This window comes from Thermohalobaculum xanthum (assembly GCF_016623495.1).
GTDB classification, from domain to species: Bacteria; Pseudomonadota; Alphaproteobacteria; order Rhodobacterales; family Rhodobacteraceae; genus Thermohalobaculum; species Thermohalobaculum xanthum.
The window spans coordinates 72,307-98,353 of the sequence record NZ_JAEHHL010000001.1 but is presented as its reverse complement, the minus strand read 5'-3'; the positions used below and the strand labels follow the sequence as shown (position 1 = coordinate 98,353).

The 26,047-nt window shown below is 67.7% G+C and carries 28 protein-coding genes; 16 read left to right on the top strand and 12 right to left on the bottom strand.

Translation table 11 applies throughout. The features are described 5' to 3' along the window. Positions 1-4 precede the first annotated feature (4 nt). From fdh3B to H0I76_RS00460, 6 genes are all read right to left on the bottom strand, one after another. A complete protein-coding gene (fdh3B, locus tag H0I76_RS00485) occupies positions 5-598 on the bottom strand; it encodes a formate dehydrogenase FDH3 subunit beta (protein WP_200605633.1) in 594 nt (197 codons plus the stop codon). A 15-nt stretch (positions 599-613) separates the two neighbouring features. Then, positions 614-3,526 (bottom strand): formate dehydrogenase subunit alpha, encoded by a 2,913-nt coding sequence (locus H0I76_RS00480; RefSeq protein ID WP_200605631.1) that lies wholly within the window; start codon positions 3,524-3,526, stop codon positions 614-616. Positions 3,527-3,620: 94 nt separating this feature from the next. Next, on the bottom strand, positions 3,621-3,803 hold the full coding sequence (locus tag H0I76_RS00475; protein ID WP_200605629.1) for a twin-arginine translocation signal domain-containing protein: 183 nt from the start codon (positions 3,801-3,803) through the stop codon (positions 3,621-3,623). An 89-nt stretch (positions 3,804-3,892) separates the two neighbouring features. Continuing rightward, entirely contained in the window at positions 3,893-4,498 is a 606-nt protein-coding gene (locus tag H0I76_RS00470; protein ID WP_200605627.1) for a TorD/DmsD family molecular chaperone, read from the bottom strand. 157 nt (positions 4,499-4,655) lie between these two features. Beyond that, positions 4,656-5,387, bottom strand: a complete 732-nt coding sequence (locus H0I76_RS00465) for a DUF3306 domain-containing protein (protein WP_234455034.1) — start codon at positions 5,385-5,387, stop codon at positions 4,656-4,658. Then, positions 5,384-5,950 (bottom strand): DUF3305 domain-containing protein, encoded by a 567-nt coding sequence (locus H0I76_RS00460; RefSeq protein ID WP_325166020.1) that lies wholly within the window; start codon positions 5,948-5,950, stop codon positions 5,384-5,386. The genes H0I76_RS00465 and H0I76_RS00460 overlap by 4 nt, the downstream gene beginning before the upstream one ends. 192 nt (positions 5,951-6,142) lie before the next feature. Between H0I76_RS00460 and H0I76_RS00455 the strand changes: the two genes are divergently transcribed. The 8 genes from H0I76_RS00455 (at position 6,143) to H0I76_RS00420 (ending at position 13,185) form a co-directional block, all read left to right on the top strand. Beyond that, the gene (locus tag H0I76_RS00455; RefSeq protein ID WP_200605625.1) at positions 6,143-8,155 is read left to right on the top strand and encodes a 4Fe-4S binding protein; all 2,013 of its coding nucleotides are present in this window, start codon (positions 6,143-6,145) and stop codon (positions 8,153-8,155) included. Beyond that, positions 8,152-8,349 carry a DUF6494 family protein gene (locus H0I76_RS00450; protein WP_200605623.1) on the top strand — a complete coding sequence of 66 codons (198 nt, stop codon included), beginning with the start codon at positions 8,152-8,154 and terminating at the stop codon, positions 8,347-8,349. Before H0I76_RS00455 ends, H0I76_RS00450 begins: the two co-directional genes overlap by 4 nt. Then, a complete protein-coding gene (locus tag H0I76_RS00445) occupies positions 8,346-9,443 on the top strand; it encodes an Mrp/NBP35 family ATP-binding protein (protein WP_200605621.1) in 1,098 nt (365 codons plus the stop codon). Before H0I76_RS00450 ends, H0I76_RS00445 begins: the two co-directional genes overlap by 4 nt. Continuing rightward, positions 9,443-10,159 (top strand): biotin/lipoate--protein ligase family protein, encoded by a 717-nt coding sequence (locus tag H0I76_RS00440; RefSeq protein WP_200605619.1) that lies wholly within the window; start codon positions 9,443-9,445, stop codon positions 10,157-10,159. Before H0I76_RS00445 ends, H0I76_RS00440 begins: the two co-directional genes overlap by 1 nt. Further along, positions 10,156-10,635: a DUF6505 family protein gene (locus H0I76_RS00435; protein ID WP_200605617.1), complete on the top strand. Its 480-nt coding sequence runs from the start codon at positions 10,156-10,158 to the stop codon at positions 10,633-10,635. Before H0I76_RS00440 ends, H0I76_RS00435 begins: the two co-directional genes overlap by 4 nt. Positions 10,636-10,646: 11 nt before the next feature. Beyond that, positions 10,647-11,366, top strand: coding sequence for an SDR family oxidoreductase (locus H0I76_RS00430; protein ID WP_200605615.1), 720 nt, complete (start codon positions 10,647-10,649; stop codon positions 11,364-11,366). A 25-nt stretch (positions 11,367-11,391) separates the two neighbouring features. Then, the gene (locus H0I76_RS00425) at positions 11,392-12,237 is read left to right on the top strand and encodes a fumarylacetoacetate hydrolase family protein (protein WP_200605613.1); all 846 of its coding nucleotides are present in this window, start codon (positions 11,392-11,394) and stop codon (positions 12,235-12,237) included. A gap of 72 nt (positions 12,238-12,309) precedes the next feature. Further along, positions 12,310-13,185: an NAD(P)-dependent oxidoreductase gene (locus tag H0I76_RS00420; protein WP_234455032.1), complete on the top strand. Its 876-nt coding sequence runs from the start codon at positions 12,310-12,312 to the stop codon at positions 13,183-13,185. Between the two features lie 38 nt (positions 13,186-13,223). On the opposite strand, the gene H0I76_RS00415 is transcribed toward H0I76_RS00420, so the two are convergent. Beyond that, a complete protein-coding gene (locus H0I76_RS00415) occupies positions 13,224-14,765 on the bottom strand; it encodes a CYTH and CHAD domain-containing protein (RefSeq protein ID WP_200605611.1) in 1,542 nt (513 codons plus the stop codon). A gap of 106 nt (positions 14,766-14,871) precedes the next feature. Here H0I76_RS00415 and cbbR point away from each other — a divergent pair, with 106 nt between their 5' ends. Continuing rightward, entirely contained in the window at positions 14,872-15,801 is a 930-nt protein-coding gene (gene cbbR / locus H0I76_RS00410) for a LysR family regulator CbbR (protein ID WP_200605609.1), read from the top strand. A 223-nt stretch (positions 15,802-16,024) separates the two neighbouring features. Here the strand turns inward: cbbR and H0I76_RS00405 are convergent, their stop codons facing one another. The 4 genes from H0I76_RS00405 to dksA all read right to left on the bottom strand — a co-directional run bounded on the left by H0I76_RS00405 (position 16,025) and on the right by dksA (position 20,307). Beyond that, positions 16,025-16,762: a DUF3047 domain-containing protein gene (locus tag H0I76_RS00405; protein WP_200605607.1), complete on the bottom strand. Its 738-nt coding sequence runs from the start codon at positions 16,760-16,762 to the stop codon at positions 16,025-16,027. Between the two features lie 104 nt (positions 16,763-16,866). Further along, positions 16,867-17,295 (bottom strand): GlcG/HbpS family heme-binding protein, encoded by a 429-nt coding sequence (locus H0I76_RS00400; RefSeq protein ID WP_200605605.1) that lies wholly within the window; start codon positions 17,293-17,295, stop codon positions 16,867-16,869. Position 17,296: 1 nt separating this feature from the next. After that, the gene (locus H0I76_RS00395; protein WP_200605603.1) at positions 17,297-19,510 is read right to left on the bottom strand and encodes a malate synthase G; all 2,214 of its coding nucleotides are present in this window, start codon (positions 19,508-19,510) and stop codon (positions 17,297-17,299) included. 374 nt (positions 19,511-19,884) lie between these two features. Next, positions 19,885-20,307 (bottom strand): RNA polymerase-binding protein DksA, encoded by a 423-nt coding sequence (gene dksA / locus H0I76_RS00390; RefSeq protein WP_200605602.1) that lies wholly within the window; start codon positions 20,305-20,307, stop codon positions 19,885-19,887. Positions 20,308-20,469: 162 nt separating this feature from the next. On the opposite strand from dksA, the gene H0I76_RS00385 reads away from it, so the two are divergent. From H0I76_RS00385 to H0I76_RS00355, 7 genes are all read left to right on the top strand, one after another. Further along, positions 20,470-21,309, top strand: coding sequence for an AAA family ATPase (locus H0I76_RS00385; protein ID WP_200605601.1), 840 nt, complete (start codon positions 20,470-20,472; stop codon positions 21,307-21,309). Positions 21,310-21,346: 37 nt separating this feature from the next. Next, positions 21,347-21,781: a GNAT family N-acetyltransferase gene (locus H0I76_RS00380; protein ID WP_200605600.1), complete on the top strand. Its 435-nt coding sequence runs from the start codon at positions 21,347-21,349 to the stop codon at positions 21,779-21,781. Further along, a complete protein-coding gene (locus H0I76_RS00375; RefSeq protein ID WP_200605599.1) occupies positions 21,778-22,926 on the top strand; it encodes a DUF2927 domain-containing protein in 1,149 nt (382 codons plus the stop codon). Before H0I76_RS00380 ends, H0I76_RS00375 begins: the two co-directional genes overlap by 4 nt. Further along, on the top strand, positions 22,883-23,083 hold the full coding sequence (locus H0I76_RS00370; protein ID WP_200605598.1) for a hypothetical protein: 201 nt from the start codon (positions 22,883-22,885) through the stop codon (positions 23,081-23,083). The genes H0I76_RS00375 and H0I76_RS00370 overlap by 44 nt, the downstream gene beginning before the upstream one ends. Before the next feature lie 59 nt (positions 23,084-23,142). Beyond that, positions 23,143-23,313 carry a hypothetical protein gene (locus H0I76_RS00365; protein WP_200605597.1) on the top strand — a complete coding sequence of 57 codons (171 nt, stop codon included), beginning with the start codon at positions 23,143-23,145 and terminating at the stop codon, positions 23,311-23,313. A 6-nt stretch (positions 23,314-23,319) separates the two neighbouring features. Continuing rightward, the gene (locus tag H0I76_RS00360) at positions 23,320-24,501 is read left to right on the top strand and encodes a vWA domain-containing protein (RefSeq protein ID WP_200605595.1); all 1,182 of its coding nucleotides are present in this window, start codon (positions 23,320-23,322) and stop codon (positions 24,499-24,501) included. 194 nt (positions 24,502-24,695) lie between these two features. Next, positions 24,696-25,184 carry a hypothetical protein gene (locus H0I76_RS00355; RefSeq protein WP_200605594.1) on the top strand — a complete coding sequence of 163 codons (489 nt, stop codon included), beginning with the start codon at positions 24,696-24,698 and terminating at the stop codon, positions 25,182-25,184. 146 nt (positions 25,185-25,330) lie between these two features. Here the strand turns inward: H0I76_RS00355 and H0I76_RS00350 are convergent, their stop codons facing one another. Then, positions 25,331-25,927, bottom strand: coding sequence for a TetR/AcrR family transcriptional regulator (locus tag H0I76_RS00350; RefSeq protein ID WP_200605593.1), 597 nt, complete (start codon positions 25,925-25,927; stop codon positions 25,331-25,333). Positions 25,928-26,047: the final 120 nt, after the last annotated feature.

Below are 26,047 nucleotides of genomic sequence, written 5' to 3'. Positions count from 1 at the left end.
CGGATCAGCTGCCCTTGCGCTCGTAGGCCGTGCCCCAGCCCCACGCGCCCGTGCCGAAGCCCCGGGCCACGATGCGCTGGCGATAGATGTCGGAGACCTGGTCTCCGTCACCCGCCAGAAGCGCCTTGGTCGAGCACATCTCGGCGCAGAGCGGCAGCTTGCCCTCGGCCAGACGGTTGCGGCCGTACTTCTGGAACTCGGCCGAGGAGTGATCCTCCTCGGGACCGCCGTTACAGAAGGTGCACTTGTCCATCTTGCCGCGGCTGCCGAAGTTGCCCGCCTGCGGATACTGCGGCGCGCCGAAGGGGCACGCATAGAAGCAGTAGCCACAGCCGATGCACAGGTCCTTGGAGTGCAGCACCACACCATCATTGGTCTGGTAGAAGCAGTCCACCGGACATACGGCCATGCAAGGAGCGTCCGAGCAGTGCATGCAGGCGACCGAGATCGACCGCTCGCCCGGAACACCGTCATTGATCGTCACGACGCGCCTGCGGTTGATACCCCAGGGCACCTCATGCTCATTCTTGCACGCCGTCACGCAAGCGTTGCATTCGATGCAGCGCTCGGCGTCACAGAGGAACTTTACTCGTGCCATTCAGGTGTCCTCCCCTCAGGCCTTCATGATCTTGCAGAGCGTGGCCTTGGTCTCCTGCATCTGGGTGACCGAGTCGTAGCCATAGGTCTGCGCGGTGTTCGTGGACTCGCCGAGCACGTAGGGGTCTGCCCCCTTCGGATACTTGGACCGGCGATCCTCGCCCTGGAAGTGTCCACCGAAGTGGAAGGGCATGAAGGCAACGCCACGACCGACACGTTCGGTCACCATGGCGGCAACCTTCACCTTGCCGCCCTCGGGACCTTCGACCCAGACCTGCTCGCCGTTCCGGATGCCCAGGCCGTTCGCGTCGAACGGATTGATCTCGACGAACATCTCCTGCTGCAGCTCGGCGAGCCACGGGTTGGACCGCGTCTCGTCGCCGCCACCCTCGTACTCGACCAGACGGCCCGAGGTGAGGATGATCGGATAGTCCTTCGAGAAGTCCGTCTTCTGGATCGACTCGTACATCGTCGGCACACGCCAGAACTTCCGGTCCGAGTAGGTCGGATAGTCCGCCACGAGGTCGTAGCGCGGCGTGTAAAGCGGCTCGCGGTGGAGCGGCACCGGATCCGGGAAGTTCCAGACCACCGTCCGCGCCTTGGCGTTGCCGAAGGGCGCACACTCGTGCTTGATCGCCACGCGCTGGATGCCACCCGAGAGGTCGGTCTTCCAGTTCACGCCGCCGACCTTGTCCGGGGCGCCGGCCACCTTCTCGATGGAGGCACGCTCCTCGTCGGTCAGGTCGCCATCCCAGCCCAGGTCCATCAGCATCTGCATGGTGAACTCGGGATAGCCGTCCTTGATCTCGGAATTGGCCGAGTGGACCCCTTCCGCGAGCAGGTTCTGACCGTCACGCTCGACGCCGAAGCGGGCTCGGAAGGTGAGGCCACCCTCGCTGACCGGCTTCGACATGTCGTACAGGTTGGGCGTCCCCGGATGCCGCATCTCGGGGGTGCCCCACGACGGCCATGGCAGGCCGTAGAAGTCGCCATCCGCCGGACCGCCCAGCGCACGCAGCGACGTCTTGTCGAAGGTGTGCTGGTTCGCCATGTGGAGCTTGAGCCGCTCCGGCGACTGGCCGGTATAGCCGATGGTCCACATACCGCGGTTGAACTCCCGGGTGATGTCTTCGATGTTCGGCTCGTCGCCCTCGATCGCGATGTTGCGGAACATCTTGTCGGTGAAGCCGAACTTGTCCGCGAACAGCTTCATGATCTCGTGATCGGTCTTCGACTCGAAGAGAGGCTCGATCACCTTCTCACGCCACTGCAGCGAGCGGTTCGACGCCGTGACCGAACCAGAGGTCTCGAACTGCGTCGTCGCCGGCAGGAGATAAGCGCCGTCCTTGCGGTCGTGCAGGATCGCCGAGACGGTGGGGAACGGATCGACCACCACCAGGAGGTCGAGCTTCTCCATCGCCGTCTTCATTTCGACCATGCGGGTCTGCGAGTTCGGCGCGTGCCCCCACAGGACCATGGCACGCGTGTTGTCGGGCTGGTCGAGGTTCTCCTTCGCCTCGAGCACGCCGTCGATCCAGCGGCTGACCGGGATGCCCTTCTCGTTCATCATCATCCGGTCTTTGCCCTCGGCACCGGCACCCGGCATAACGGCAAAGCGGGCCTTGAGCCAGTCGAGGTCCTCTTCCCAGACGCGCGCCCAGTGGGCCCACGAGCCGGCCGTGAGGCCGTAGTAGCCGGGCAGCGTGTCAGCGAGCACGCCGAGGTCGGTCGCACCCTGCACGTTGTCATGGCCACGGAAGATATTGGTGCCGCCGCCGGCGACGCCCATGTTGCCCAGCGCAAGCTGAAGCACGCAGTAGGCGCGCGTGTTGTTGTTGCCGTTGGTGTGCTGGGTGCCGCCCATGCACCAGATCACGGTGCCCGGACGGTTGTTGGCCAGCGTCCGAGCGACGCGCTCGAGCTGACGCCCCGGCACGCCGGTCACGCGCTCGGTTTCCTCCGGTGTCCACTTTGCGACTTCGGCACGGATCTGGTCCATGCCCCAGACGCGGGTGCGGATGAACTCGGTATCCTCCCACTTGTTCTCGAAGATGTGCCAGAGGATGCCCCAGATCAGCGCGACGTCCGTGCCGGAACGGAACCGGACGAACTCGTCGGCATGGGCCGCCGTCCGCGTGAAGCGCGGATCGCAGACGATCAGCGGCGCGTTGTTCTCCTCCTTCGCCTTCAGCACGTGAAGCAGCGAAACCGGGTGCGCCTCGGCGGGGTTGCCGCCGATGATGAAGATCGCCTTCGAGTTGTGGATGTCGTTGTAGGAGTTCGTCATCGCACCGTAGCCCCAGGTGTTCGCGACACCTGCGACCGTGGTCGAGTGACAGATACGGGCCTGGTGGTCCACGTTGTTCGTACCCCAGTAGGCCGCGAACTTGCGGAACAGGTAGGCCTGTTCGTTGTTGTGCTTGGCCGAGCCCAGCCAGTAGACGCTGTCAGGTCCGCTTTCCTCGCGGATCGCCAGCATCTGGTCGCCGATCTCGTTGATGGCGGTTTCCCAGTCGATCCGGGTCCACTCGCCGTTCACCAGCTTCATCGGGTATTTCAGCCGGCGCTCGCCATGCGCGTGCTCGCGCACCGCCGCGCCCTTGGCGCAGTGCGCGCCGAGGTTGAACGGGCTGTCCCAGCCAGGCTCCTGCCCGGTCCAGACGCCGTTCTGCACCTCCGCAAGCACGGTGCAGCCGACCGAGCAGTGCGTGCAGACGGACTTCTTGATCTCGATGGCACCGGTCCCGGGCGACGCCGCTTCGGCTTTGCGCACGGTACCGCCGACGGCGCCAAGCGCCGCGAGCCCGCCGATGGCGAGACCCGAGCCGCGCAGGAAGGCGCGGCGGTCGACCGCGCTCTGCGCGATCTTGGACAGGACAGACTCTTCGCGGGGGCCTCTCGCTACCCCGTCGGTCTTCTTCCTGAGCATATTTCAACTCCCCTTGATCCGGGCCTTGGGCCCGCTACGAGCATCGCTTCGGGTTCTGGGCATCTCGCAACCGTCCCCCGCTTTTCGCTTCAAGTCAGAAGCGCGCGCTCTCGTAGAATTTCCGGACATGCTCCGTCTCGCGATACCCGTCGGACGCCGAGGGGACCGCTGCTTCGGCCGGCTTGCCGGTGACCACCGTCACCGCAGCCGCCGGAGCCGCGAGCCCCGCGAGCCGGAGGAAATCGCGGCGGCTGGCCGTGGCCTTGTCGTCGCTCATATGCTCCTCTCCCAGTTGGGACGAACCACGATCGGTCCGCCGGTTGATGGGTCACGGCGCGAGGCCGGGGCCCGTAACGGAGTGCGGGCTCACGCCCCCATCCGAAACGCTTCGCGCTCGATCTCCATGAAGGCGCGGCCAAGCGCCCCCACGGGAGCGTAGAGCACCGAGCCCTGCGCGCCCTCGAGATCCTTAAAGAAATGTCCGGCCCAGGGCCCGACATGCGCGTTGAAGAAGTCCTTCTGCGTCACGAGCGATGCGGGCGCGCCGAAGCGGCCGCGGATCAGACCAGCCATCATCTCGCAAAGCGAGGCGATGTTGTCTTCCGGCTCGTAGACATTCGGCGCCCTGGCGATCGAGAGCCGCGCCATGTCGTTGCGCAGCACCGCGAGCGGACGCTCATGCAGGAAACCCGTCATGTAATAGCTGGCGTAAGGAAGCAGCTCTCCGCGGCCCAACCCGATGAAAAGCGCATTGAATTCGCGTTCAGCGGCCTTCTGGGTCGTCGAGCGCGCAACCCTCGCCAGCGCGTTTACCGCGCGGCCCATTTCGCCGGTGTCGCCATCGAGTTCTGCCACCTGCGCGAGCAGGTCGGCCGATGGCGGCCGAGACAGCAATGCGCCAAGCAGGTCATAGAGATCGGCGCGCAGGCCGTCTTCCTCGGCCACCTCGAATTGTGGGGCTGCTTCTCCCAAGTCACCCTCCCAGCGGCATTCTCATGTGCCGTTGTTTTGCTTGCACGCCAAGCTGGCCGCCGCAGATGCGACGCCCAAGTTCTGCATGCTAAGCCCGATTCTGTGATGGGGTCAATCAGACTTACCAATCGGCCCTATTCAATTCGACGGCGGGAGATCACGAATCCGCCAGACGGAACCGCATCCGGCGGCGCTGGGTGGAACGCCGCCCCTCATCGTCTGCCGCGGACCGGGCGGCCGGACCATCCGTATCAGGCGCGACAGTATCCTTGGCTGCGCCTGACGCGCCGTCGTCGTCCTCGCTCTGATCCGGCAGCGCGTTCATCTCGGCGCGGTCGTCGATGGCAACCTGCTGGCCCTCCCCCGCGTCGTCGGCCTGCTCCACGCTCGCCTGAACTGGATCGGACGCCGGCGTATTCTCGGCCTCGTCACCGGCTACCGCCTGAGGTTGAGGCTGAGCCGCGGTCGTGTCGGAATCGTCGGCGAGGAACCCTCGCCCCACCCGATAGCCCGTGGACAGTTTTTCGACGGCAACCGCCGCGTCGGTATAGTCGTCGGCATAGTCGACCAGGTCGTCGAGGCATGCCAGGACCGGATTCGTCGTCCAGAGCTTGCGCAACGCAATTCGCCGCAGATGCTCGGGGACCGCCTTGACCATGAACGCCGAGAAGTCGTCCCCGGCCGAGAGCGTTTCCGGATGCGGCAAGCCAAGATCGGCCAGCACCTCGTCATCGGTCTTGTCGCTCTGCTCGGGCTCGGCCTTCTCCGCGTTCGCGTCTGTCGTGGGAGGAGTCTGCGCGGCCTCTGTCTCCTCCGCGGCGCGTGTGCGCTTGAGGCGCGACCACCGCCCCAGGAAATCAGCCTCGCGATCAGGGTCGCGCGTGCTCAATGCAGCTCTCCCTTCCGCCGGCTCGCGGGGCTGCGATAGACATCGGCGGCTTGGCGAATTCGGGCGTCACCTTTGCCGTCCTCGGACTGCATCTCGACCGCAGGGCCGCGCTTGCGCTTCATGAAAGTCTCGTCCGCGTGGTGACGATCGACGAAATCCGCAAGCCATGCATAGAGGGGGGGCGGCATCGGAACCGGCTCGACCAGTTCCTCGCCCGAGTCGAGGGCCTGTTGCGCCTCGTGCGCCGAGACGGTGACCGAATGGACAACGTATGGCCGATCCGGCGACGCCTCTTCCGACGGGTGGAGCACGACGAAGACCGACGGCGACTCTGCCGCCAGGACGATCCGGTATGCCTCGGTTTCCGACCTGTAGACCGTGAGGGGGAGCGTGGCAGCGTGGTATTCGACGGCCTCGCCCTCGCGGCGCAGTTCTTGCCAGTCGGCGGACGCCGCCCCGGGCAGAACCGCGACCGCCCGCCAGACCCATTTCGCCCAGCGGGTCACACCCGGCTGCCGACGGATCACCACGCCCAGCGGAATGCTCGCAGATCGCTCGTCCACGCGGACTCCCTTTCAAGGCCTCTCCAGATTGGGGGTAACACCCACGAACTGGTTTTGTGAAGTGACCAATTGCCAGCGCTCCTTCAAATCGCGGAAATCCGAGTGAAACACTTGCCGACCGGTCGATTTGGCTCTACGCACCGATCGGTAGGATGGTCGCGCACCCGCGGAAGACGGGTGTGGGGAGGAAAGATGGCAGGCACCAAGCCGCGCATTCTGCTGTGTGATTGCACGGGAACCTTCAAGCCGGACGCAGACGCAATCGCATCGGCATGCGATGTGGCCACGAGCCGAATCCACAGCCACCTTTGCGGCCCGGAGGCCGAGTCCGCGGTCGCGGCGCTGTCGTCGGGCGACGACGTGATCGTCGCCTGCGGCCAGATGGCCGGGTTCTTCAGCGAGATCGCCGACGAGCTTGGGGCACCGGACCGTCTTTCGTGCATCGACATCCGCGACCGCGCCGGCTGGTCGGACGAAAGATCCGGTCCCAAGCAGGCCGCTCTCATTGCGGGCGAGCGGCTGGCCCGGCCGCCCGTGCCCCTGATGGATGTGAGTTCCGATGGTCTCTGCCTCGTCTACGGATCGGCGGACGTGGCCCTGCCCGCCGCGCGACGGCTGGCGGAAACGCTCACCGTTACGGTGATGCTGACCGAGCCCGAGGACGTCTTAGAGGCGGGCACGGATGTCGACGTTGTCACCGGACGGATCCGCAACCTCTCCGGGGCGCTGGGCCAGTTCACTCTGACGGCGGACCGGTTCGCCGAACTCTCGGCCGCCGGACGCGGGGCTCTGACCTTCGAGGCGCCGAAAGACGGTGCACGAAGCGAGTGCGACGTCTTCGTCGACCTCAGTGGCGGCCAGCCACTCGTTCCCGCCCATCACAAGCGCGACGGGTATCTGCGTGCCGATCCCGGCGACCCGCTCGCGGTGGAGCGCGCGATCTTCGAGGCCAGTCACCTTCAAGGCTCCTTCGAGCGCGAACTGTTCATCCGCTTTGACGACAGCCTCTGTGCCCATTCACGCGCGCGGAAGATCGGCTGCACGCGGTGCCTCGACGTCTGTCCGACCGGCGCGATCGCCCCCGGCGAGGAAACGGTCGTCATCGACCCGATGGTGTGCGCGGGATGCGGCGCATGCCACGCGGTGTGCCCCTCCGGCGCCGCCTCGACCGACGATCCGCCGGTGCAGTTCCTCTTCCGCAAGATGCGGGTGATGGCCGAGGCCTACACCGCCGCCGGCGGCGCGTCGCCACGCCTGCTGATCCACGATGCCGAGCATGGCGCCGAAATGATCCGCCTCGCCGCCCGTTTCGGCCGCGGACTGCCCGGCGACGTGATCCCGCTCGAAACAACGTCACTCACCGCCATCGGCCATGCCGAGCAACTCGTCGCCCTGGCGATGGGCTACGCCGAGGTGATCGTGCTGGCAGGGCCAAAGACCGAGCGCTCGGTCATCGAGGCACAGATGGCTCTGGCCGACGCGATCGCCGAGGGCGCCGGCGTCGATGCGGGGCGCCTCCGCGTCATCGACCCGTCGGATCCCGACCAAATGTCGGATCTTCTCTACGGTGACCGCCCCACTGCGCTCGCGGTTGAGCCGATCCTTGCCGCCGGCGGCCGGCGCGAGAGCGTGCGCCTTGCAGCCAAGGCACTTGCGGGCGGCCAGCTTCCCGACGCACCCGTGCCGCTCCCCAAGGGCGCACCCTATGGCGCTGTGCTGGTCAACCAGGACGCCTGCACCCTCTGCCTCTCATGTGCGGGCCTCTGCCCCACCGGCGCGCTTCTCGACAACGAAGACCGGCCCGAACTGAGCTTCCGCGAGGAGGCCTGCATCCAGTGCGGGCTCTGTGCAAATGTCTGCCCCGAGGACGCGATCCGTCTCGAGCCTCGGCTCGACCTGTCGGACGCCGTTCTGGCGCCACGCGTCCTCAAGGAGGAAGAGCCCTTCGCCTGCATCGAATGCGGCAAGCTCTTCGGCGTGAAGTCGACGATCGAGAAGATCGTCGACAAGCTTCAGGGCAAGCACTGGATGTTCACCAACTCGGACAATACGCGCCTGATCCAGATGTGCGACGATTGCCGGGTCAAGGCGCAGTATCACAGCGAGCATTCGCCGATGCGGCTTGGCGAGCGGCCCAAGGTCCGCACGACCGACGACTATCTCGCCGAAGCCGCGGCGACCAAGCCGAATGGAGAGAAACAATGACTTCCGACGCCTTCAACATGTCGATGCGCAAGTTCCTCAAGCAGGTTGGCGTCACCTCGCAACAGGAAATCGAGAAGGCGATGCGCGCGGCGCATCCCGCGAACCCGGTGTCCGCAAAGGTCGTGCTCACGATTCCCGAGCTCGGGCTGGAGCACGTCGTCGAGGGCAAGATCGCGCCCGGAGGGGATGAATGACCGTAACGCGCGAGCAGGTCCTCGACGCGCTCTCCAAGATCGTCGATCCCGGCCTCGGGCAGGACATCGTTGCGGCGCAGATGGCGAAGGCCGTTTCGGTTTCGGGCGATCAGGTGAGCTTCGTCATCGAGGTCGACCCCGCCAAGGGCCCGGCCATGGAGCCCCTGAGGCAAGCCGCCGTTGCGGCGGTCGAGGCACTTCCCGGCGTGGCAAAGGTCTCGGCCGTGCTGACCGCGCACTCCACGACGCCCTCGGCCCCGCGCACGGCGCCGAAGGGCCCGCCGCCCGATCTCAACATCGGGCGCAAGAAACCGGCCGAGCCCGCGTCGAAGAAGATCCCGGGCGTTGATCACGTCGTCGCCATTGCCTCGGGCAAGGGTGGCGTGGGCAAGTCGACTGTTGCGGCGAACCTCGCCATCGCGCTCACGGCGATGGGCAAGCGCGTCGGGCTCCTCGACGCCGACGTCTACGGCCCGAGCCAGCCGCGCATGCTGGGGATTTCCGGCCGCCCGTCCAGCCCGGATGGCAAGATCATCCTTCCGCTGCGCAATCATGGCGTCACCGCGATGTCGATCGGGTTCATGGTGCCCGAGGGCGAGGCCGTCGTCTGGCGTGGCCCGATGCTGATGGGGGCGTTGCAGCAGATGCTCGGCCAGGTCCAGTGGGGCCGGCTCGACGTGCTGCTGATCGACCTCCCGCCCGGCACGGGCGACGTGCAGCTTACACTGAGCCAGAAGGCCGAGGTGACCGGCGCGATCATCGTCTCGACCCCGCAGGACATTGCCCTGCTCGATGCCCGCAAGGCGCTCGACATGTTCCGCAAGACGGACGTTCCGGTGCTTGGCATCATCGAGAACATGTCGGGCTACATCTGCCCGAATTGCGGCCACGAGGCGCATATCTTCGGGCATGGCGGCGCCCGGGCAGAGGCCGAGCGGTTGGGCATTCCCTTCCTCGGCGAGATCCCGCTCGATCTGGCGATCCGCGAAGCCGGCGATGGAGGCGCGCCGATCGTCGCGGCGCGCCCCTCCAGCCCACAGTCCCGCGCCTTCATCGACGCCGCCGAGCGGCTCATCGACACCGGAAAGATCTGATGCGCGGCGCCCCGGCACCGATGTTTCCGCCGTTGCTGCGAGGCGAGGAGGCACCCTTTGGCCTCGACCCGATGCGCCGGGCGGTTTCGGTTGCGTCCCTCGGCACTGATCCGGGGCTGGTGATCTGGCAGACCGACGCCGACGGATTGTCGGCGGCGGTGATCCTCGCCCCGGAACAGCCGCTCCAGCAGGCGATGGGGGCGACATTCGCCGTGGCGCTTGGCCTTGGCGATGCGCTCGGCGCGCTTGCCCCGCCCGAGGTCGCGGTGCACTACGACTGGCCCGACGGCTTTCGCGTGAACGGCGCGCGCTGCGGACGCATGCGGGCACAAGCCTCGACGACCGAGCCCGCCGCCGAGCCAGACTGGCTGGTGATCGGCGTCGAGATCCCCTTCATCCCCCCGGCGGAACGCGCCGAGGAGCCGGGCGCCTTCGCGGACGAGACCTGCCTTGCCGAGGAAGGCTGCATCGAGGTTACGCCCCTCCAGTTGCTTGAAAGTTGGTCGCGGCACATGCTGGTCTGGCTCAACCGGCTCGAGACCGAGGGATTCCCGCCGCTTCATGCAGCCTGGCGCGAACGCGGCTGGCGTATCGGCGAGGCGCTCGATGACGGCGGCACTTTTGTGGGGCTGGATGAACACGGCGGCCAGCTCGTGCGCCGCGGCGAAACGACCGAGCTGCGGCCGCTCAGCTCGATGCTCGAGGACGCAACATGAGGCTCGCCCGCACCCTGCGCTTCGACCAGTCGGACGAGAACGTGTTCGAGCGGGCCGCTCAGCCCGACGAATGGGCGGTATCGGGGGCGTTCGAATTCTCCAACTGGTCCGAAGACGACCTCAGCGGCAAGCGGCGCCAGGCTTTCGCCAATGGCTGGCTGGGCCTCGAGAGCTTCGGCCGGGCGACCTTCGTCGCCACCGCCAAGATCGAGGAGCAGGAATACCGCGCCCTTGTCGAGCGCCTGGCCGCACATTTCGTCGAGGCATGGGGGGCGCCCGACCTCGAAACCGCGCGCCCGGTCGCCGAGAAGGAGCTGGCATTCATGGCCGGCCTTTGCGACGAGCACGAGCCCAACACCCTGCTGATCGTCGAGCGCTCGCTTGTCACCTCAGGCGTGAGCGAGAGTTTTCGCGCCATCGCGCCGCAGGAGGCGACGCTCGATCTGGTAGCGGTTCACGTGACATCTGACGACTGAAGGGGAAGCCGATGCGGCTCAAGGGAAAACGCGTCCTCGTGACGGCGGCGGCGGGCATCGGCCGGGCCTGCGCTGAGGCCGCCGTGGCCGAGGGTGCGGAGGTCTTCGCGACCGATATCGACCTCGGCACGCTCTCGACGCTTGGCGGCGCCGAGCTGATGACGCTCGATGCGCGTGACCCGGTGGCGATCGCCGACGTGATGGCGCGCGCCGAGCCCGACGTGCTGGTGAACTGCGCGGGCGTCGTCCATCACGGCACGATTCTCGACGCGACCGAGGAGCAATGGGACGCGGCCTTCAATCTGAACGTCAAATCGGTGTTCCGCACGATCCGCGCGGCGTTGCCGGGCATGCTCGACCGCGGCGCGGGATCTATCGTCAACATCGCCTCGGTGGTGTCGTCGATCACGGGCGCGCCGAACCGCGCCGTGTATGGCGCCACCAAGGGCGCGGTCATCGGCCTGACCAAGCAGGTGGCGCGGGATTTCGTGACCCGGGGCATCCGGTGCAACGCGGTCTGCCCCGGCACGGTCGATACGCCGTCGCTGTCCGAGCGGATGCGCGCACAGGGCGACTATGAATCGGCGCGCGCGGCCTTCCTGGCGCGCCAGCCGATGGCACGCTTCGCGTCGGCGGCCGAGGTCGCGCATCTGGTGGTCTATCTTGCGTCGGACGAGAGCGCGTTCGTGACCGGCCAGACGCATGTGATCGACGGCGGCTGGACCGGTTGAAGCCGCAGGAGGACGAGGGGGTCAGATGAAACTCATGCGCGTGGGCGAGCCGGGGCGCGAGCGCCCTGCCCTGCTGGATGGCGACGGCGTCATCCGCGATCTCTCGGATATTGTCGACGACATCGCGGGTGACGTGCTGTCACCTGCCGGGCTCGCACGCCTCGCCGCGCTCGACACCGCCTCACTTCCGGCCATCGACCCCGCCATCCGCATCGGCGCCTGCGTGGGCGGCGTCCAGAAGTTCGCCTGCGTGGGCCTGAACTACGCCGACCACGCCGCCGAGGCCGGGATGCCGGTGCCGGACGAGCCGGTGCTGTTCGGCAAGGCGATCTCGGCGCTTTGCGGGCCGAACGACGAGATCGAGCAGCCAGTGGGCTCGACCAAACTCGACTACGAGGTGGAACTGGCCGTCATCATCGGCACCCGCGCGAAGAACGTCACCGAGGCCGAGGCGATGGACCATGTCGCTGGATTTGCCGTGTTCAACGATGTCTCGGAACGCGAATTCCAGATCCATCGCGGCGGCCAGTGGATCAAGGGCAAGAGCCACGACACCTTCGGCCCTCTCGGACCCTGGCTCGTCACCCGCGACGAGGCGGGAGACATCGGCAATCTGGGAATGTTCCTCGACGTGAACGGAGGGCGCCGTCAGACCGGCTCGACCAGGACGATGATCTTCGGCGTGGCGCATCTGGTCAGCTACATCTCGCGCTTCATGACGCTCGAGCCTGGTGACGTGATCCCCACCGGGACCCCCCCCGGCGTGGCCCTCGGCATGAAGGAGCCCGCCTGGCTCAAGCCCGGCGACGTGGTCGAGCTGGGCATCGACGGGCTGGGCCGCCAGCGTCAGGTGGTGGTGCCGGCAGCCTGACACAGCGTGCATCCCTGCGCTCCCACGGCTTCAGCCGCGGGAGCGAAATCAAGAAATCGAGGGGACAGGATCATGGCCATTCGCAGCATTGCGGTGCTCGGCACCGGCATCATGGGGGCACCGATGGCGCGCAACCTTGCGCGCGCGGGGTTCGCCGTGAGGGTCTGGAACCGGACACGGGCGAAAGCCGAGGCGCTGGCCGACGTCGCCGAGGTCGCGGGCACGCCGCAACTCGCCGTCGCGGGCGCCGATGCGGTCATCACGATGCTCGAGAGCGGCGCTGTGGTAACCGAGATCGTCCTCGGCGAGCAGCTGTTCCAGCATTCCGAAGGCGTGCTCTTCATCGACATGTCCTCGATCGAGCCCCACCTCGCGCGCGATCATGCCCAGGCGCTCGAGGCCGCCGGCTGCCGCCATCTCGACGCGCCGGTCTCAGGCGGCGAGGTCGGCGCCGTCGAGGGACGGCTCGCGATCATGGTTGGCGGACGCGACGAGGACTTTGCCAGTGCGGCCGCGGTCTTCGCGGCGATGGGCAAAGCCACGCATGTCGGGCCACACGGTGCGGGGCAGACGGCGAAGCTCGCGAACCAGGTGATCGTCGGCATCACGATCGGCGCGGTGTCCGAGGCACTGACCCTGGCCGTCGCCGGCGGCTGCGACCCCAAGCAGGTGCAGACCGCGCTGATGGGGGGCTTCGCGACGTCCCGGATCCTCGAGCTGCATGGCAGCCGGATGATCGCCGACGACTTCCGCCCCGGCGCCATGGCGCGCGTGCAGCTCAAGGACATGGACAACGCGATCGAAGCCGCGCGCAGGGCCGGCATCCGCCTGCCGCTGACCGAGGCCGCGCGGCAGGCCTACGCCGATCTCACGCACAAGCTGGGCATGGCCGAGAAGGATCACAGCGCCTATCACCTGTGGCTGAGGGCGCTGAACTCGGGCACCTGAGAACTCATGGCGGTGGGGGGCATCCCCGGCGCGTGGGGTCAGCGCCAGAACGGCTTGACCGACTTCAGGGCATGCCACCGATCGCGCGCAGTCTGCCAGTCCTCCTCGGCCAGGGCGGCGCGCGCGCCGATCACCCGCCCGGCAGCCCGTGCCGCCGCCGGGTTGCCGCCCGCAAACGCGTCCTCGGTCATGAACATGGCCTCGGCCATGGCCAGATCGTTGAGATTGCCGAAGAGGTCCTGCAGGGCCCGTAACGGCTTGACGACGGCCGCGACCTTCTTGCCCGAGGCGAGCGGCGCAAAGAATTCGACCGCGTAGCGCAACGTCTTGAGCGCCTTGCGCAACTCGTGGCGCGCTTCGATGTCGAGATGATCGATCCCCTTGGCGCGCCGCGCGGCGCGGTGCCAGACAGCGTCGAGCTCGCGCGCGGCCAGTACCGAGATCGGCTCGGCCAGGCGCCCGGTCTGCTCGTGGTCCGACGGATCTAGCCAGCGCCGCAGGGCGATGAACTCGGAAAGATCGAACAGGAAGCCCTGGACGCGCGGGCCGCGCAGCGTCTCGCGCAGATGGGCGCGCTCGATACCGGCGCGTGCCTCCACCGCGGCCGCCAGGGGTGCGAAACCCGGCTCGTCGGGTGCAGCCCGCGCCGCCGGAGCGACAAGGTCGTGCAGGGTCACGTCGAGGTCGCGGAGCCGCCCCACCTCGGCGCCCAGCCATCTCGCCTCGCCCTCGAGGTCCGCGAGCCAGCCGCCGCCGAGCGGTCCGCGCCAGAGCTTGAGCGCGCTGCGCAGCCGGCGGAGCCCGATCCGCAGCTGGTGCGGCCCCTCGGGGTCGTCCCCTGCCCTGACGGCTTCGGCATTCGCGGCGACTTGGTCGAGGCACTCGGCCAGCACGGCCTGCGCCGCGGCCTCGGCGGTCATGTCGGGATCGAGCGGCGTCACCCTGGACTTGCGTGGCTCCGTGGGATCACCGATCCGGCCCTCGGCGGCGAGCAGCGCGCCACGCTCGGCCTTCGAGCGCGTCGAGAACACGAGCCCGCCCTCGGGGATGAGGCCGCGGGCCGCGGTGAACAGGGCGCCGGGATCGCCGGAGATCAGCTCGAACTCGGCCTCGCGGTGCAGGGCCGAACGGTCGCCCGCGCGGATCTCGCCAAGATCGATCGCAAGCTCGACCTGGCTTGTGCCGTCGGGCGAGAGGCGGAAACGCGCGCGCTTGATGTCGGTCTCGAACACGGGAGCAAGGTCGTGGCCGTTGACGGCGTCCTCGACCGCGAGGCGCAGGTCCTCCTCGGGGATCCGGGCGATATCGATGCGCCCGCCGGGAGCCGGTGCATCCGCCTCGCGCGCCGAGCTGAGGCCGCCGGTGTGGCGCTCGCGGACCTTCACCGTCTGGGTCCAGCGCCGCTTCTCGCGCCGCATCCGCAAGGCAATGCCGGCGCGGCCGAGCGCTTTCTCGGCGGTGTCGAAATAGCGCGTGAGCAGGGTGGAGTTCTCGGGTCTCGCGCCGCGGGCGGTGGCCGCCTTGCGAAGTTTCTCGGCACCCGCATCGTCGAGCAACAGCTTGAGTTCCATCTCGATCATTGAGCGAACCTACCTGCGAGACCGTGAGGTGCAAGATGCAAAGAACACGACCGCTGCGTCAAAAGCAAAATTTACTTCACCGCAAATCTCGCTTAACTCAGGGCACATGCTGCATCCCAAGGCCCTCACCCTGAAACAGCTTCGTGCGCTGGCCGCGATCGTCGATGCGGGTTCGATCACCGCCGCGGCGGCAATCTTGCACGTGACGCCGCCAGCGGTTTCGACCCAGCTGCGCGGGCTCGAGGAGATCGTCGGTGCGCAGGTCATCCATCGCGGACCCGACGGGAAAGTCTCGCTCACTCCGGTGGGCGCCGAACTCCTGGCCACGGTGCGCCAGATCGACACCGCGCTGGAGCAGTGCTTCGAGCGGGTGACGGCGCTGCGCAAGGGCTATGCCGGGCATGTCTCGATCGGGGTGGTCTCGACCGGCAAGTATTTCGCGCCCGCGCTGGTGGCGCGGATGAAGACCCTCAACCCGCGCATCGAGATCGGGCTGAAGGTCGGCAACCGCGACCGGATCATCGAGATGCTGACCCGGGGCGAGATCGAGCTTGCCATCATGGGCCGCCCGCCGCAGCACCCGGCCAATGTCGCCGACGTGCTGGGCGACCACCCCTATGTCCTGATCGCCCCGGCCGGCCACCCGCTGGCCGAGAAGGAGAGCGTGACGGCCGAGGAACTGCTGTCCGAGACCTTCCTCACCCGCGAGGAAGGATCGGGCACGCGGATCCTCACGACCCGCTATCTCGACCGGATCGGCGAGGGGCGGCCCTATCGCTCGATCGAGATGGGAACGAACGAGACGATCAAGCAGGCGGTGATCGCGGGGCTGGGGATCGCGATGATCTCGGCCCACACCGTGGTGCCGGAGCTCGAGGCCGGGCGGCTGGTGACGCTCAAGCTCGCGGGCATGCCGATCGTGCGGCAGTGGTACATGATCCGGCTGGAGGACCATGAACTGTCGCCCGCCGCCGCCGCGTTCCGAACCTTCGTGCTGGAGCAGAAAGGGACCTTTCTGCCGAAACTGCCAGCCTAGGGCCGCGCGGCTTTCACGCGTGAAAGCATCATCAAGTTTCTGATATATTTATAGATTTTAAGAACGACGCTGCGCCGCGGCGCGTGAACCTGCTCCGAAATCCGGCACCGCATCCAAGCAGGCGCTCTCTTGACCACGGACATCGCGCCGGCGGCAAGGACGCTGTGGCTGCCATCGGCCGGGACCCGAAATCCGTGCGTGCCAGCCGTCTTGGTAGCCGCCCTCAGGACGGCCAGAAGCCATCGGGCTCCTCGGTGCACCAGCCGGTGGCCGTGCGATAAAGGCTGCGCAGCGGCTGGCCGAGGTGGTCGTTGTCGGTGAAGAGCGCGATGACCTGCACCGGCTGGTCCGGGCTCGCGCCGAAGGCGGCACGATAGTCGTCGATCAGGTTGCGCCGCTCGGTCTGCCAGCTGCCGAGCCCCTCGGGCCCGCTGCGCACGACGATGCTGCGCAGGGTCTCGGGGAAATAGGGGCTGTCGACGATGCTGCCCTGAGTGTTGGCTTCGGCCGACCAGACATAACGCAAGGTGGGCACCGGGCGCGGGTTCGAGAGCGTGCCAGGATTGCCGAAGACGAAGAACAACGATGCAGCGACGTCCTCGCTCTTCCGGCTGGCGAGATCGGCGCCCTCGGGCAGATGGTCGACGCGCCATGACCATTCCGCCACCGGGCAGGTCGCGGTGTCGAACTCGACCCAGCGTGCAAGCGCGGTCGAGGAGCGGTCGACCGCGGGCTCGATCGCGACCCCGTCACCATCGGGCACGATCGTCCACTGCGACTTGCCCCAGACCTGCACCATGCGCCAACGCTTCATCAGCGCGTCGGCGGCGGCGAAAAGCGGAAAGGGAACCGTCGCGGCGTCCTCGCCGGCGGGCGTCGGGCGTCCGCCCTGGGCGCAGCCGGCCAGCGCCGCCGCGACAAGCACGGCGAACATGCGGCTCAGGCCGCGTGCTGCATGCATGCCCTCGTCTCCCTCGCCCGGCTCATCGCTGTCGCAGATTGTGCCGGATACGGCGATGCGCCGCCAGCCAAGGCGACGCGATCACGACAGGCGGCGGCGAGGGATCAGCCGGGATCGCCGGTGAAGCCAGCCGCCTCGATCCCCGCCATGGCTGCGATCTCGTCATTGTCCGAGGTGTCGCCGGTCACGCCCACGGCCCCGATGATCGCGCCCTTGCGGTCCCTGACCAGCACGCCGCCCGGAACAGGCAGGATGTTGCCGAAGACAGTGCCGAGCCCGGCGGTGAAGTAGGGCTGCTTCTCGGCCCGGTTCATCAGGTAGCGCGAGCCCTGCCCCACCCCGAGCGCGCCATAGGCCTTGCCGTGCGCCATCTGGAAGCGCAGGTTCGAGGCGCCGTCCTCGCGCTCGAACGCCTTCACGTTGCCGCCGGCGTCGAGGATGATAACCGAGAGGGGCTTGAGCCCCATGTCGCGGCCCTTGGCCAGCGTCTTGGCGATGATCGTGCGCGCCTTGCGCAGCGTGATTTCGGCCATCTCAGGCAGCCTCTCCCTTGAGTTCCGCTTTCTTCTTGAGACGGCGCGCGTGCAGCACCGGCTCGGTGTAGCCGTTCGGCAGATCGGTGCCCATGAATATCAGGTCGGCCGCCGCCTGGAAGGCCTGCCCGTCGCAGCGCGGGGCCATCGGCGTGTAGGCCGGATCGCCCGCGTTCTGCCGGTCGACCACCTCGGCCATGCGGCGCAGGGTGGCAGTGACCTGGTCGGCAGTGACGATACCGTGCAGCAGCCAGTTGGCGATGTGCTGCGACGAGATGCGCAGCGTGGCGCGGTCCTCCATCAGGCCGATGTCGTTGATGTCGGGCACCTTCGAGCAGCCCACCCCCTGGTCGATCCAGCGCACGACATAGCCGAGGATGCCCTGGCAGTTGTTGTCGAGTTCGGCCTGGACCTCGGCAGCCGACCAGTTGGGGCGGTCGGCAAGCGGGATGGTAAGGATGTCGTCCAGAGACGCGCGGGGGCGGCCGCCGATCTCGGCCTGGCGCGCGGCGACATCGACGCGGTGATAATGCAGCGCATGCAGGGTGGCGGCGGTCGGCGACGGCACCCAGGCGGTATTGGCGCCGGCCATGGGATGCACGACCTTCTGGTCGAGCATGGCCTGCATCAGGTCGGGCATCGCCCACATGCCCTTGCCGATCTGGGCCACGCCCTTCAGACCGCACTCCAGCCCGACATCGACGTTCCAGTCCTCGTAGGCGGCGATCCAGGGCGTCTTCTTCATGTCCGCCTTGCGGATCATCGGACCCGCCTGCATCGAGGTGTGGATCTCGTCGCCGGTGCGGTCGAGGAAGCCGGTGTTGATGAAGCACACGCGCGAGCGGGCGGCGCGGATGCATTCCTTGAGGTTGACGGTGGTGCGCCGCTCCTCGTCCATGATGCCGAGCTTGATGGTGTTGCGCGCCATGCCCAGCAGGTCCTCGACCGCCGCCATCATGGCGTCGGTGTTCGCGGCCTCCTCGGGGCCGTGCATCTTGGGCTTGACGATATAGACCGAGCCCGTGCGCGAATTGCGCGCGCCCTCGGACTTGCCGATGTCGTGCAGCGCGATCAGCGAAGTGCACACGGCATCCATGATCTCCTCGGGGATCTCGGTCCCGTCGGCCAGCAGGATCGCCGGGTTGGTCATCAGCGGCCCGACATTGCGCACCAGCATCAGCGAGCGGCCCGGCAGGGTGAACGGCGTGCCGTCGGGCGCCAGGTACTCGCGGTCGGGGTTGAGCGCGCGGGTGATGACCTCGCCGCCCTTCTCGACGCGCTCGGTCAGGTCGCCCTTCATCAGGCCGAGCCAGTTGGCATAGGTGAGCGTCTTGTCCTCGGCATCGACCGCGGCGACCGAATCCTCGCAGTCGCAGATGGTGGTGATCGCGGCCTCGACGACCACGTCCGCGAGGCCGAGGCTGTCGTGCCGGCCGATCGTGCTGTCGAGGTCGATCGTCAGCTCGACATGCAGGTTGTGGCGGCGCAGGAGGATCGCGGTGGGGTTCGCCGGATCGCCGCGGTAGCCCACGAACTGGGCGGGGTCGGCCAGGCCTGCGGTCGCGGCGCGCACGCCGGTGCCGTCGCGCGCCGTGAGCCCCGGGATCAGCCGGACCCGGAGCTGGCCGTCGACGACCGACACGCCCTCGACATGCCCCCAGGCGAGGCCCCTGACCGAGAGCGGCGCGATGCCCGTGAGATGCGCCTTGGTCCAAGTGACCACGCGCCCGCCGCGGCGGCGGTCGTACTTGCCCTTGGGCGCAGGGCTGCCCAGCGCATCGGTGCCATAGAGCGCGTCGTAGAGCGAGCCCCAGCGCGCGTTCGCGGCGTTGAGCGCATAGCGCGCGTTCATGACCGGCACGACCAGCTGCGGGCCCGCGATGGTCGCGAACTCGTCGTCCACGCCGGGCGTGTCGATCGTGAAGTCGGGCCCCTCGGGCACGAGGTAGCCGATCTCGGCAAGGAAGGCGCGATAGGCCGCCGGGTCATGCGACTGGCCGCGTCGGGCGATGTGCCACGCGTCGATCTTTTCCTGCAGCACCGCGCGCCGGGCCACCAGGGCGCGGTTCTTCGGCGCAAAATCCGCAGCGATCCGGCCGAACCCCTCCCAGAAGGCCGCGGCATCGATGCCGGTGCCGGGGATCGCCTGGTCGTTGATGAAGTCGTAGAGCTCGCGCGCGACCTGAAGGCCGCCGGCGCTGACGCGCTGGGTCATAATCGGATGTCCTGAGTTGTCCCCATTTTCGCCGTGCATATGTGCGGTGCACGTAGGCGGCAAGGCGACAAAAACGTACTTCCGCCTAGTGGAAGCCACCGGCCCGGGGCCGATGCGCCGGCAAGATCCCGGGGAGGCCGGCTGAGGCCTGCGCGGCGCGGAACGTGATCCGTGTCTGACGGTTAGCGCGGCCCGCACCATGAGGGCCAAAAGAGCCGCTCATCGGGCCGGGGAAAATGCACCCAAGACAATGGAATAAGAGAATATGTTCGCGAATGCCTGAAGCGTCCTGACATCAGGACGCGGTCACGCGCGCGGGCGCGACAGGGGCCGCGCATGTCGCGGCCTCGTTCGTGGCACCGGCTCGCTGAGCCTCAGGTGTCGCGGTGCACCTTTTCGCGGCGCTCGTGCTTTTCCTGGGCTTCGAGCGAGAGGGTCGCGATCGGCCTGGCGTCGAGGCGCTTGAGCGAGATCGGCTCGCCCGTCTCCTCGCAATAGCCGTAGGTGCCATCCTCGATCCGCCGCAGCGCCGCGTCGATCTTCGAGATCAGCTTGCGCTGCCGGTCGCGCGTCCGCAGCTCCAGCGCGCGATCCGTCTCGGCCGACGCACGATCGGCTAGATCAGGGATGTTTTGCGTGTCCTCCTGCATGCTGAGGACAGTTTCGCGACTTTCCTCGAGGATCGAATCACGCCATGCAAGCAGCTTGCGCCGGAAGTACTCTTTCTGCCTGTCACACATGAACGGCTCGTCATCCGAGGGCCGATACTTATGGTCAATCGGAGCTTCGATATTCATTCTGGACTGCTCTCCCACCCGGAACCTCCGCAGAACGGTTGGGCTGCATATAGATGGTCGGGGCGGGATTGTCACGTCTTAAAACAGCGCGGACATTGGGCTATATGCCTCAATCGTTTGTAGAAAATCCCGCGCATGGATGCGCATTCGAGGAGGGCCACCATGCGGTTTGAGGGAACGGCCGATTACGTGGCGACCGAGGATCTGATGATCGCGGTCAACGCCGCGATTCGGCTCGAGCGCCCGCTTCTGGTCAAGGGAGAGCCGGGCACCGGCAAGACCGAGCTGGCGCGGCAGGTGGCCGATGCGCTGGGGTTGCGGCTGATCGAATGGCACGTCAAATCCACGACGCGGGCGCAGCAGGGCCTCTATGAATACGACGCCGTGAGCCGCCTTCGCGACAGCCAGCTTGGCGACGAGCGGGTCGCGGACGTGTGCAACTACATCCGGCGCGGCAAGCTGTGGGACGCCTTCGAGGCGCCCGAAAAGGTCGTGCTGCTGATCGACGAGATCGACAAGGCGGATATCGAGTTTCCGAACGACCTGCTGCAGGAACTCGACCGCATGGAGTTCCACGTCTACGAGACCGGCGAAACGGTGGCCGCACGCCAGCGCCCCATCGTCATCATCACCTCGAACAACGAGAAGGAGCTGCCGGACGCCTTCCTGCGCCGCTGCTTCTTCCACTTCATCGCCTTCCCCGACGCCGAGACCATGGCGCGGATCATCGACGTGCACTTCCCCGACGTGAAGCACGAGCTGGTCCGCGCGGCCCTCACGCGCTTCTACGAGCTGCGCGAGACGCCGGGGCTGAAGAAGAAGCCCTCGACGTCCGAGGCGCTGGACTGGATCCGCTTGCTGATGGCCGACGATGTCGATCCCGCGACATTGCGGGCCGATGCCAAGCACGCGATCCCGCCGCTGCACGGGGCGCTTCTGAAGAACGAGCAGGACGTGCATCTTTTCGAACGGCTGGCATTCATGGCGCGGCGGCAAGGCTGAGGCCCCGAGGCCGCGCGACGCAATTGGAGGTTCGACCATGCTGATCCGCCCCCTCGCCCCCGCCGACGAGGATGAATGGCGCGCGCTCTGGACCGGCTATCTCGAATTCTACCATTCGAGCGTGTCGGAGGAGGTGTACCGCACGACCTTTGCGCGGCTCCTGGGCGACGATCCGCATGATTTCCACGGATTGGTGGCCGAGCGCGACGGGCGGCTGATCGGCCTCACGCATTACCTGTTCCACCGCCACTGCTGGCGGATCGAGAACGTGGTCTACCTGCAGGACCTGTTCGTCTCGCCCGAGGCGCGCGGCACGGGCGCGGGGCGCGCGCTGATCGAGGCCGTCTACGCCGCCGCCGACGCGGCGGGCTGCCCCACGGTCTACTGGCTGACGCAGGACTTCAACGCCACGGCGCGCGCGCTCTATGACCGCGTTGCGACGAAGACGCCATTCATCAAGTACCAGCGGTGAGCCGCCGGGCGGCCCTGGCCCTTGCGCTGTGGGCCGCCCTGGCAAGTTGCGCCGCGCAACCGCCCTACCGCGCCGTGCCGGCGCCTCAGGTGCCGGTGCTGGGTGCCGACATTCCGGCGGGCACGACAGCATGGTCGAACGCCTCGCTCGCGCGCGTATTCACGGCACTTGCCTTCGACATGGAAACGGGCGCCACGCGGCCCGGGCTGATGCGGCTCGAGCAACCCGTCGAGGTCGCGCTGGAAGGACCTGGTTCGGGGCAATACGCGGAGTTCCTCGACGACTATCTTCACGGCCTCGGATCGCAGACGGGGATCGCGATCGGGCGCGGCGTGGAAGGGGCGCGCTCGCGGATCCGCCTTCGCCTGGTCGAGGCCAGGAGCTTCGCGCGCAGCGAGCCGTCGGCGGCCTGCGTGCTGACGCCCGGCGCATCGAGCTGGGGCGCCTTCCGACGCGGAGGACCCGCCGGCGGCAGCGAGGCCGTCACCGTGTTCATCCCCGCGAGCGCGCCCCCGCACGTCATCCGCGGCTGCATTGCCGAGGAGGTCGCGCAGGCGCTGGGCCTTGCCAACGACATCTATGGGCTGGGCCCCTCGATCTTCAACGACGACGCCGCGCATGTGCGGCCCACGGCGCTGGACCTGCTGATGCTGCGGGTTCTTTATGCGCCCGAGCTTGCGCCGGGCATGGACCGGGACGCGGCCGAGGCGGCGGCGGAGCGGGCGCTGGACCGGCTCAACCCGGCGGGGCGGGATGCGCCCGCCCTTGTCTTCATGCCCGACACTGCACTGGGCGAATGGCGCGGGATCGCGGTGCGCGTGACCAGCCGCGACGCGACACCCGTAACGCGCGCCGAGCGCGCGCGCCGCCGTGACCCTGGCCGAGCGCCGCGCACCGCGAACGCCCCAGCACTGCCAGAGCCTGACGGCGCTGGGACAGGCGAAGATCCCGCTTGCGCCCGGCGCGGCGGCCGAGACGCTGTCCGAGGCCCGGCAACTCTGCGCCCAGGTGCATGGGCAAGCCGATATCCGTCTCGCCCGGCTGCGGCTGGACGAGGCCGCAGCACTTCTGGCCGCAGGCCGGCCCGACGCTGCGCTGACGGTGAGCGAGGGGATCGAAGCCCCGCTGGCCGGGCATGCGCATGACGCCCGCCTTGCAACCCTTTACGCCCTGCGTGCGCGTGCCTATCGTGCGCTCGGGCAAGACGGGGCTGGGGATGCAGCGCAGCGCCTCGCCGCCGAGTGGGGCGCCTTTGCCTACGGCGCCAACCATCCGGGGCTTGCGCGGGCGCTGGCACCCTGAAACACAGGCCGCCCCGGGACGCTGGCACGCCCGAGACAGGAACGATCACCGAGGGACCGATGACAATCGCCGCCGCCTTCTTCGTTGTCGCCTTCGCCATCGGCTGGTTCCGTGCCACCCGGCGCGAGGGCACCCTGGCCGACAAGCTGCAATGGGGCGCCGCGCACGGCATCCCCGCGGGGCTGGTGGGCCTGGCGATCGCGGTCCTGCTGGTGCGGTCCGGAGGCTGAGGCGCGGTGTTCCTCAAACTGTTCTTCGGGCTCAAGGCCGCGCGCGTGCCGGTGAGCCTGCGCGAGCACCTGACGCTGGTGGAAGCCGTGCGCGCCGACCTCGTGAGCTATGACATCGAGGGCTTCTATTATCTCGCCCGCGCAGCGCTGGTGAAGGACGAGCGCCACCTCGACCGCTTCGACCGGGTCTTCGCCGAGGTCTTCAAGGGGGTCGAGAGCGTCGGCGGCGAGGGCGTCGAGACCGTCGACCTGCCCGAGGAGTGGCTGCGGCGCCTGGCCGAGAAGCACCTCAGCGAGGAGGAGAAGGCGCTGGTCGAGTCGCTCGGCGGCTTCGAGAAGCTGATGGAGACCCTGCGACAGCGGCTGGAGGAGCAGCAAGGGCGCCACCAGGGGGGCTCGAAGTGGATCGGCACCGCCGGGACCTCGCCCTTCGGCGCGTTCGGCTACAACCCCGAGGGCGTGCGCATCGGGCAGGACCGCTCGCGTCACCGCCGCGCGGTGAAGGTCTGGGACCGGCGCGACTTCCGCAACCTGGACGGCGACGTCGAGATCGGCACGCGCACGATCAAGGTGGCGCTGCGCCGCCTGCGGCGCTGGGCGCGCGAGGGCGCACACGAGGAGTTGGACCTCGACGGCACGATCCGCTCGACCGCCGAGCACGGCTATCTCGACGTGAAGATGCGGCCCGAGCGGCACAACGCCGTGAAGGTGCTGATGCTGTTCGACGTGGGCGGCTCGATGGATGATCACGTGCGGGTGGCCGAGGAGCTGTTCTCGGCCGCGCGCTCGGAGTTCAAGCATCTCGAGTACCGCTATTTCCACAACTGCCTCTACGAGGGGGTCTGGCGCGACAACCGGCGACGCTGGACCGAGCAGACCCCCACATACGAGTTGATCAACACCTATGGCCCGGACTGGAAGCTGGTCATCGTGGGCGACGCGTCGATGAGCCCCTACGAGGTTCTCTATCCCGGCGGCGCCAACGAGCACTGGAACCCGGAGTCGGGCGAGACATGGCTGCGTCGCGTCCTGGCGCATTGGACATCGGCCGCCTGGATCAATCCCGTGCCCGAGCGGCACTGGGGCTACACCCAGTCGATCGGCATCCTGCGCGAGATCATGGACGGGCGGATGTTCCCGATGACGCTGGCGGGCCTCGAGGCCGCGACGCGCGAACTGGGGCGCTGAGGCGCGCATCACCAGCGAGCCGGGCGAAACGGGCCGATTGCGGCCAGTTTGCGGCACTTTGAGTCCGCACCCCCCTCAGATACCCCAGAAATGCCCAACTCGGGGGTTTTCGGACCCGAATTTCGCCGGATCCCATGGTTAATCTTCAATCATCAACAGGCAGTAACCTGTAGCGTGAATGGGGAGACCCCGAGATGTTCGACGTTGTTGCTTCCGAATACGACGAGGCGAGTTTCTTCACCCGTAATGAGCCGACGGCGGTGCGCCGCACTTCGCCGGCCACGAGTTTCCTGACGCAGTCGGTCGTCGACCCGCGGATGTCGCTGGCGCTGACCTCGCTGGCGCTGGGCCTGGCGGCGACGGGTGTCGGCTCGCTGATCTCGATCGGTGCCGCGGCCGCCCTGATCCTGAGCATGATCGTGCGGCCCCTGAGCGTTCGGCACGACGACAAGTACGGCGCCTTCGACGCGGTTGAACTGGGCTTCCTTCTGTGGTCCTGCGACCGCCACAGCCCCTTCGCCTCGGCGGCCTCGGCGATGTTCGCCACCGCGTCCTTCGCGACGCTGTGCGCCGGCATCACCGGCACGCCCGAGCAGGTGGTGCTGTGCGGCGCGATCAGCTTCATGGGGCTGATCGTCGCGCGGCTGTCGCTGGCCAGCATGGTGCGCGGCGCGAAGGGCTGAGGCCCCTCCGCGACCACGACCCTTCGAGACCCCACTGTGCCGGGCGGATGATCCGCCCGGCTTTGTTTTTTTAAGAACCGCCGCCGCGCGCCCGTTCTGGTCAATCGGCGCATCGGCCAGGCCCCCGCCCTGCCCGACCAATTCCGTCACTTCGCGCGCAGGTCTTCCACTTCCCTGGCCATGTCCTCGGCGAGGGCCGCGAGCGCGCAGGCATCGGTGCCGCGTTGCGCCTCGATCCTCAGCGCGGACATGTTGGTCTGGTAGCGTGCGGCCAAGCGTGACGTGTCGGCGTCGGCGGGCAATTCGCCCACGGACTTCGCCTGGTCGAACAGGCCCGCGATTTCGGCCTTCAGGGCGTCGAGATATTCCCGCGCGCGCTCGCCGATCAGGCGCTCGTCGGCAGTGGTGTCGAGCAACGTCTTGACCAGCATGCAGGCCCGGCGGTCCGCGTCGTCGGCCGCCGGCCCGCCGAAACGCCGCAGGGCATCCGCCAGCGCCTGAAGCGGCGAGCCGTCATCGCCCGCGAGGCCGCGCAGGCCCAGCCGGCTGCGGTCGAAATACCGCTCGAGCGCCGCGAGGTAGAGCGACTCCTTGCTCTTGAACGCGGCGTAGATGCTGCCGGGCTTCATGTTCAATGCGCCCTCGAGATCCTTGAGCGATGTCGCGTGATAGCCCTTCTGCCAGAACAGGTTCAGTGCCGCGTCCAGCGCGGCATCGCGGTCATATGGGCGTGCACGTTTCATCCCCGCAAAGATAGAGACCTTCCGGAGTTTTGTCCCGGCTCGCCCGGACGCGCGCGACCTCACGTTTGAGTGAATGCTAAAACCCGCTATTGAGTGATCGCTCAAAAGAATTAGGTCTTG

What these genes read in the sequence shown, in the direction of transcription:
- fdh3B (WP_200605633.1), bottom strand. Translation starts at nt 598, where the DNA reads ATGGCACGAGTAAAGTTCCTCTGTGACGCCGAGCGCTGCATCGAATGC.
- H0I76_RS00480 (WP_200605631.1), bottom strand. Translation starts at nt 3,526, where the DNA reads ATGCTCAGGAAGAAGACCGACGGGGTAGCGAGAGGCCCCCGCGAAGAG.
- H0I76_RS00475 (WP_200605629.1), bottom strand. Translation starts at nt 3,803, where the DNA reads ATGAGCGACGACAAGGCCACGGCCAGCCGCCGCGATTTCCTCCGGCTC.
- H0I76_RS00455 (WP_200605625.1), top strand. Translation starts at nt 6,143, where the DNA reads ATGGCAGGCACCAAGCCGCGCATTCTGCTGTGTGATTGCACGGGAACC.
- H0I76_RS00450 (WP_200605623.1), top strand. Translation starts at nt 8,152, where the DNA reads ATGACTTCCGACGCCTTCAACATGTCGATGCGCAAGTTCCTCAAGCAG.
- H0I76_RS00445 (WP_200605621.1), top strand. Translation starts at nt 8,346, where the DNA reads ATGACCGTAACGCGCGAGCAGGTCCTCGACGCGCTCTCCAAGATCGTC.
- H0I76_RS00440 (WP_200605619.1), top strand. Translation starts at nt 9,443, where the DNA reads ATGCGCGGCGCCCCGGCACCGATGTTTCCGCCGTTGCTGCGAGGCGAG.
- H0I76_RS00435 (WP_200605617.1), top strand. Translation starts at nt 10,156, where the DNA reads ATGAGGCTCGCCCGCACCCTGCGCTTCGACCAGTCGGACGAGAACGTG.
- H0I76_RS00430 (WP_200605615.1), top strand. Translation starts at nt 10,647, where the DNA reads ATGCGGCTCAAGGGAAAACGCGTCCTCGTGACGGCGGCGGCGGGCATC.
- H0I76_RS00425 (WP_200605613.1), top strand. Translation starts at nt 11,392, where the DNA reads ATGAAACTCATGCGCGTGGGCGAGCCGGGGCGCGAGCGCCCTGCCCTG.
- H0I76_RS00420 (WP_234455032.1), top strand. Translation starts at nt 12,310, where the DNA reads ATGGCCATTCGCAGCATTGCGGTGCTCGGCACCGGCATCATGGGGGCA.
- H0I76_RS00415 (WP_200605611.1), bottom strand. Translation starts at nt 14,765, where the DNA reads ATGATCGAGATGGAACTCAAGCTGTTGCTCGACGATGCGGGTGCCGAG.
- cbbR (WP_200605609.1), top strand. Translation starts at nt 14,872, where the DNA reads ATGCTGCATCCCAAGGCCCTCACCCTGAAACAGCTTCGTGCGCTGGCC.
- H0I76_RS00405 (WP_200605607.1), bottom strand. Translation starts at nt 16,762, where the DNA reads ATGCATGCAGCACGCGGCCTGAGCCGCATGTTCGCCGTGCTTGTCGCG.
- H0I76_RS00400 (WP_200605605.1), bottom strand. Translation starts at nt 17,295, where the DNA reads ATGGCCGAAATCACGCTGCGCAAGGCGCGCACGATCATCGCCAAGACG.
- H0I76_RS00395 (WP_200605603.1), bottom strand. Translation starts at nt 19,510, where the DNA reads ATGACCCAGCGCGTCAGCGCCGGCGGCCTTCAGGTCGCGCGCGAGCTC.
- dksA (WP_200605602.1), bottom strand. Translation starts at nt 20,307, where the DNA reads ATGAATATCGAAGCTCCGATTGACCATAAGTATCGGCCCTCGGATGAC.
- H0I76_RS00385 (WP_200605601.1), top strand. Translation starts at nt 20,470, where the DNA reads ATGCGGTTTGAGGGAACGGCCGATTACGTGGCGACCGAGGATCTGATG.
- H0I76_RS00380 (WP_200605600.1), top strand. Translation starts at nt 21,347, where the DNA reads ATGCTGATCCGCCCCCTCGCCCCCGCCGACGAGGATGAATGGCGCGCG.
- H0I76_RS00365 (WP_200605597.1), top strand. Translation starts at nt 23,143, where the DNA reads ATGACAATCGCCGCCGCCTTCTTCGTTGTCGCCTTCGCCATCGGCTGG.
- H0I76_RS00355 (WP_200605594.1), top strand. Translation starts at nt 24,696, where the DNA reads ATGTTCGACGTTGTTGCTTCCGAATACGACGAGGCGAGTTTCTTCACC.
- H0I76_RS00350 (WP_200605593.1), bottom strand. Translation starts at nt 25,927, where the DNA reads ATGAAACGTGCACGCCCATATGACCGCGATGCCGCGCTGGACGCGGCA.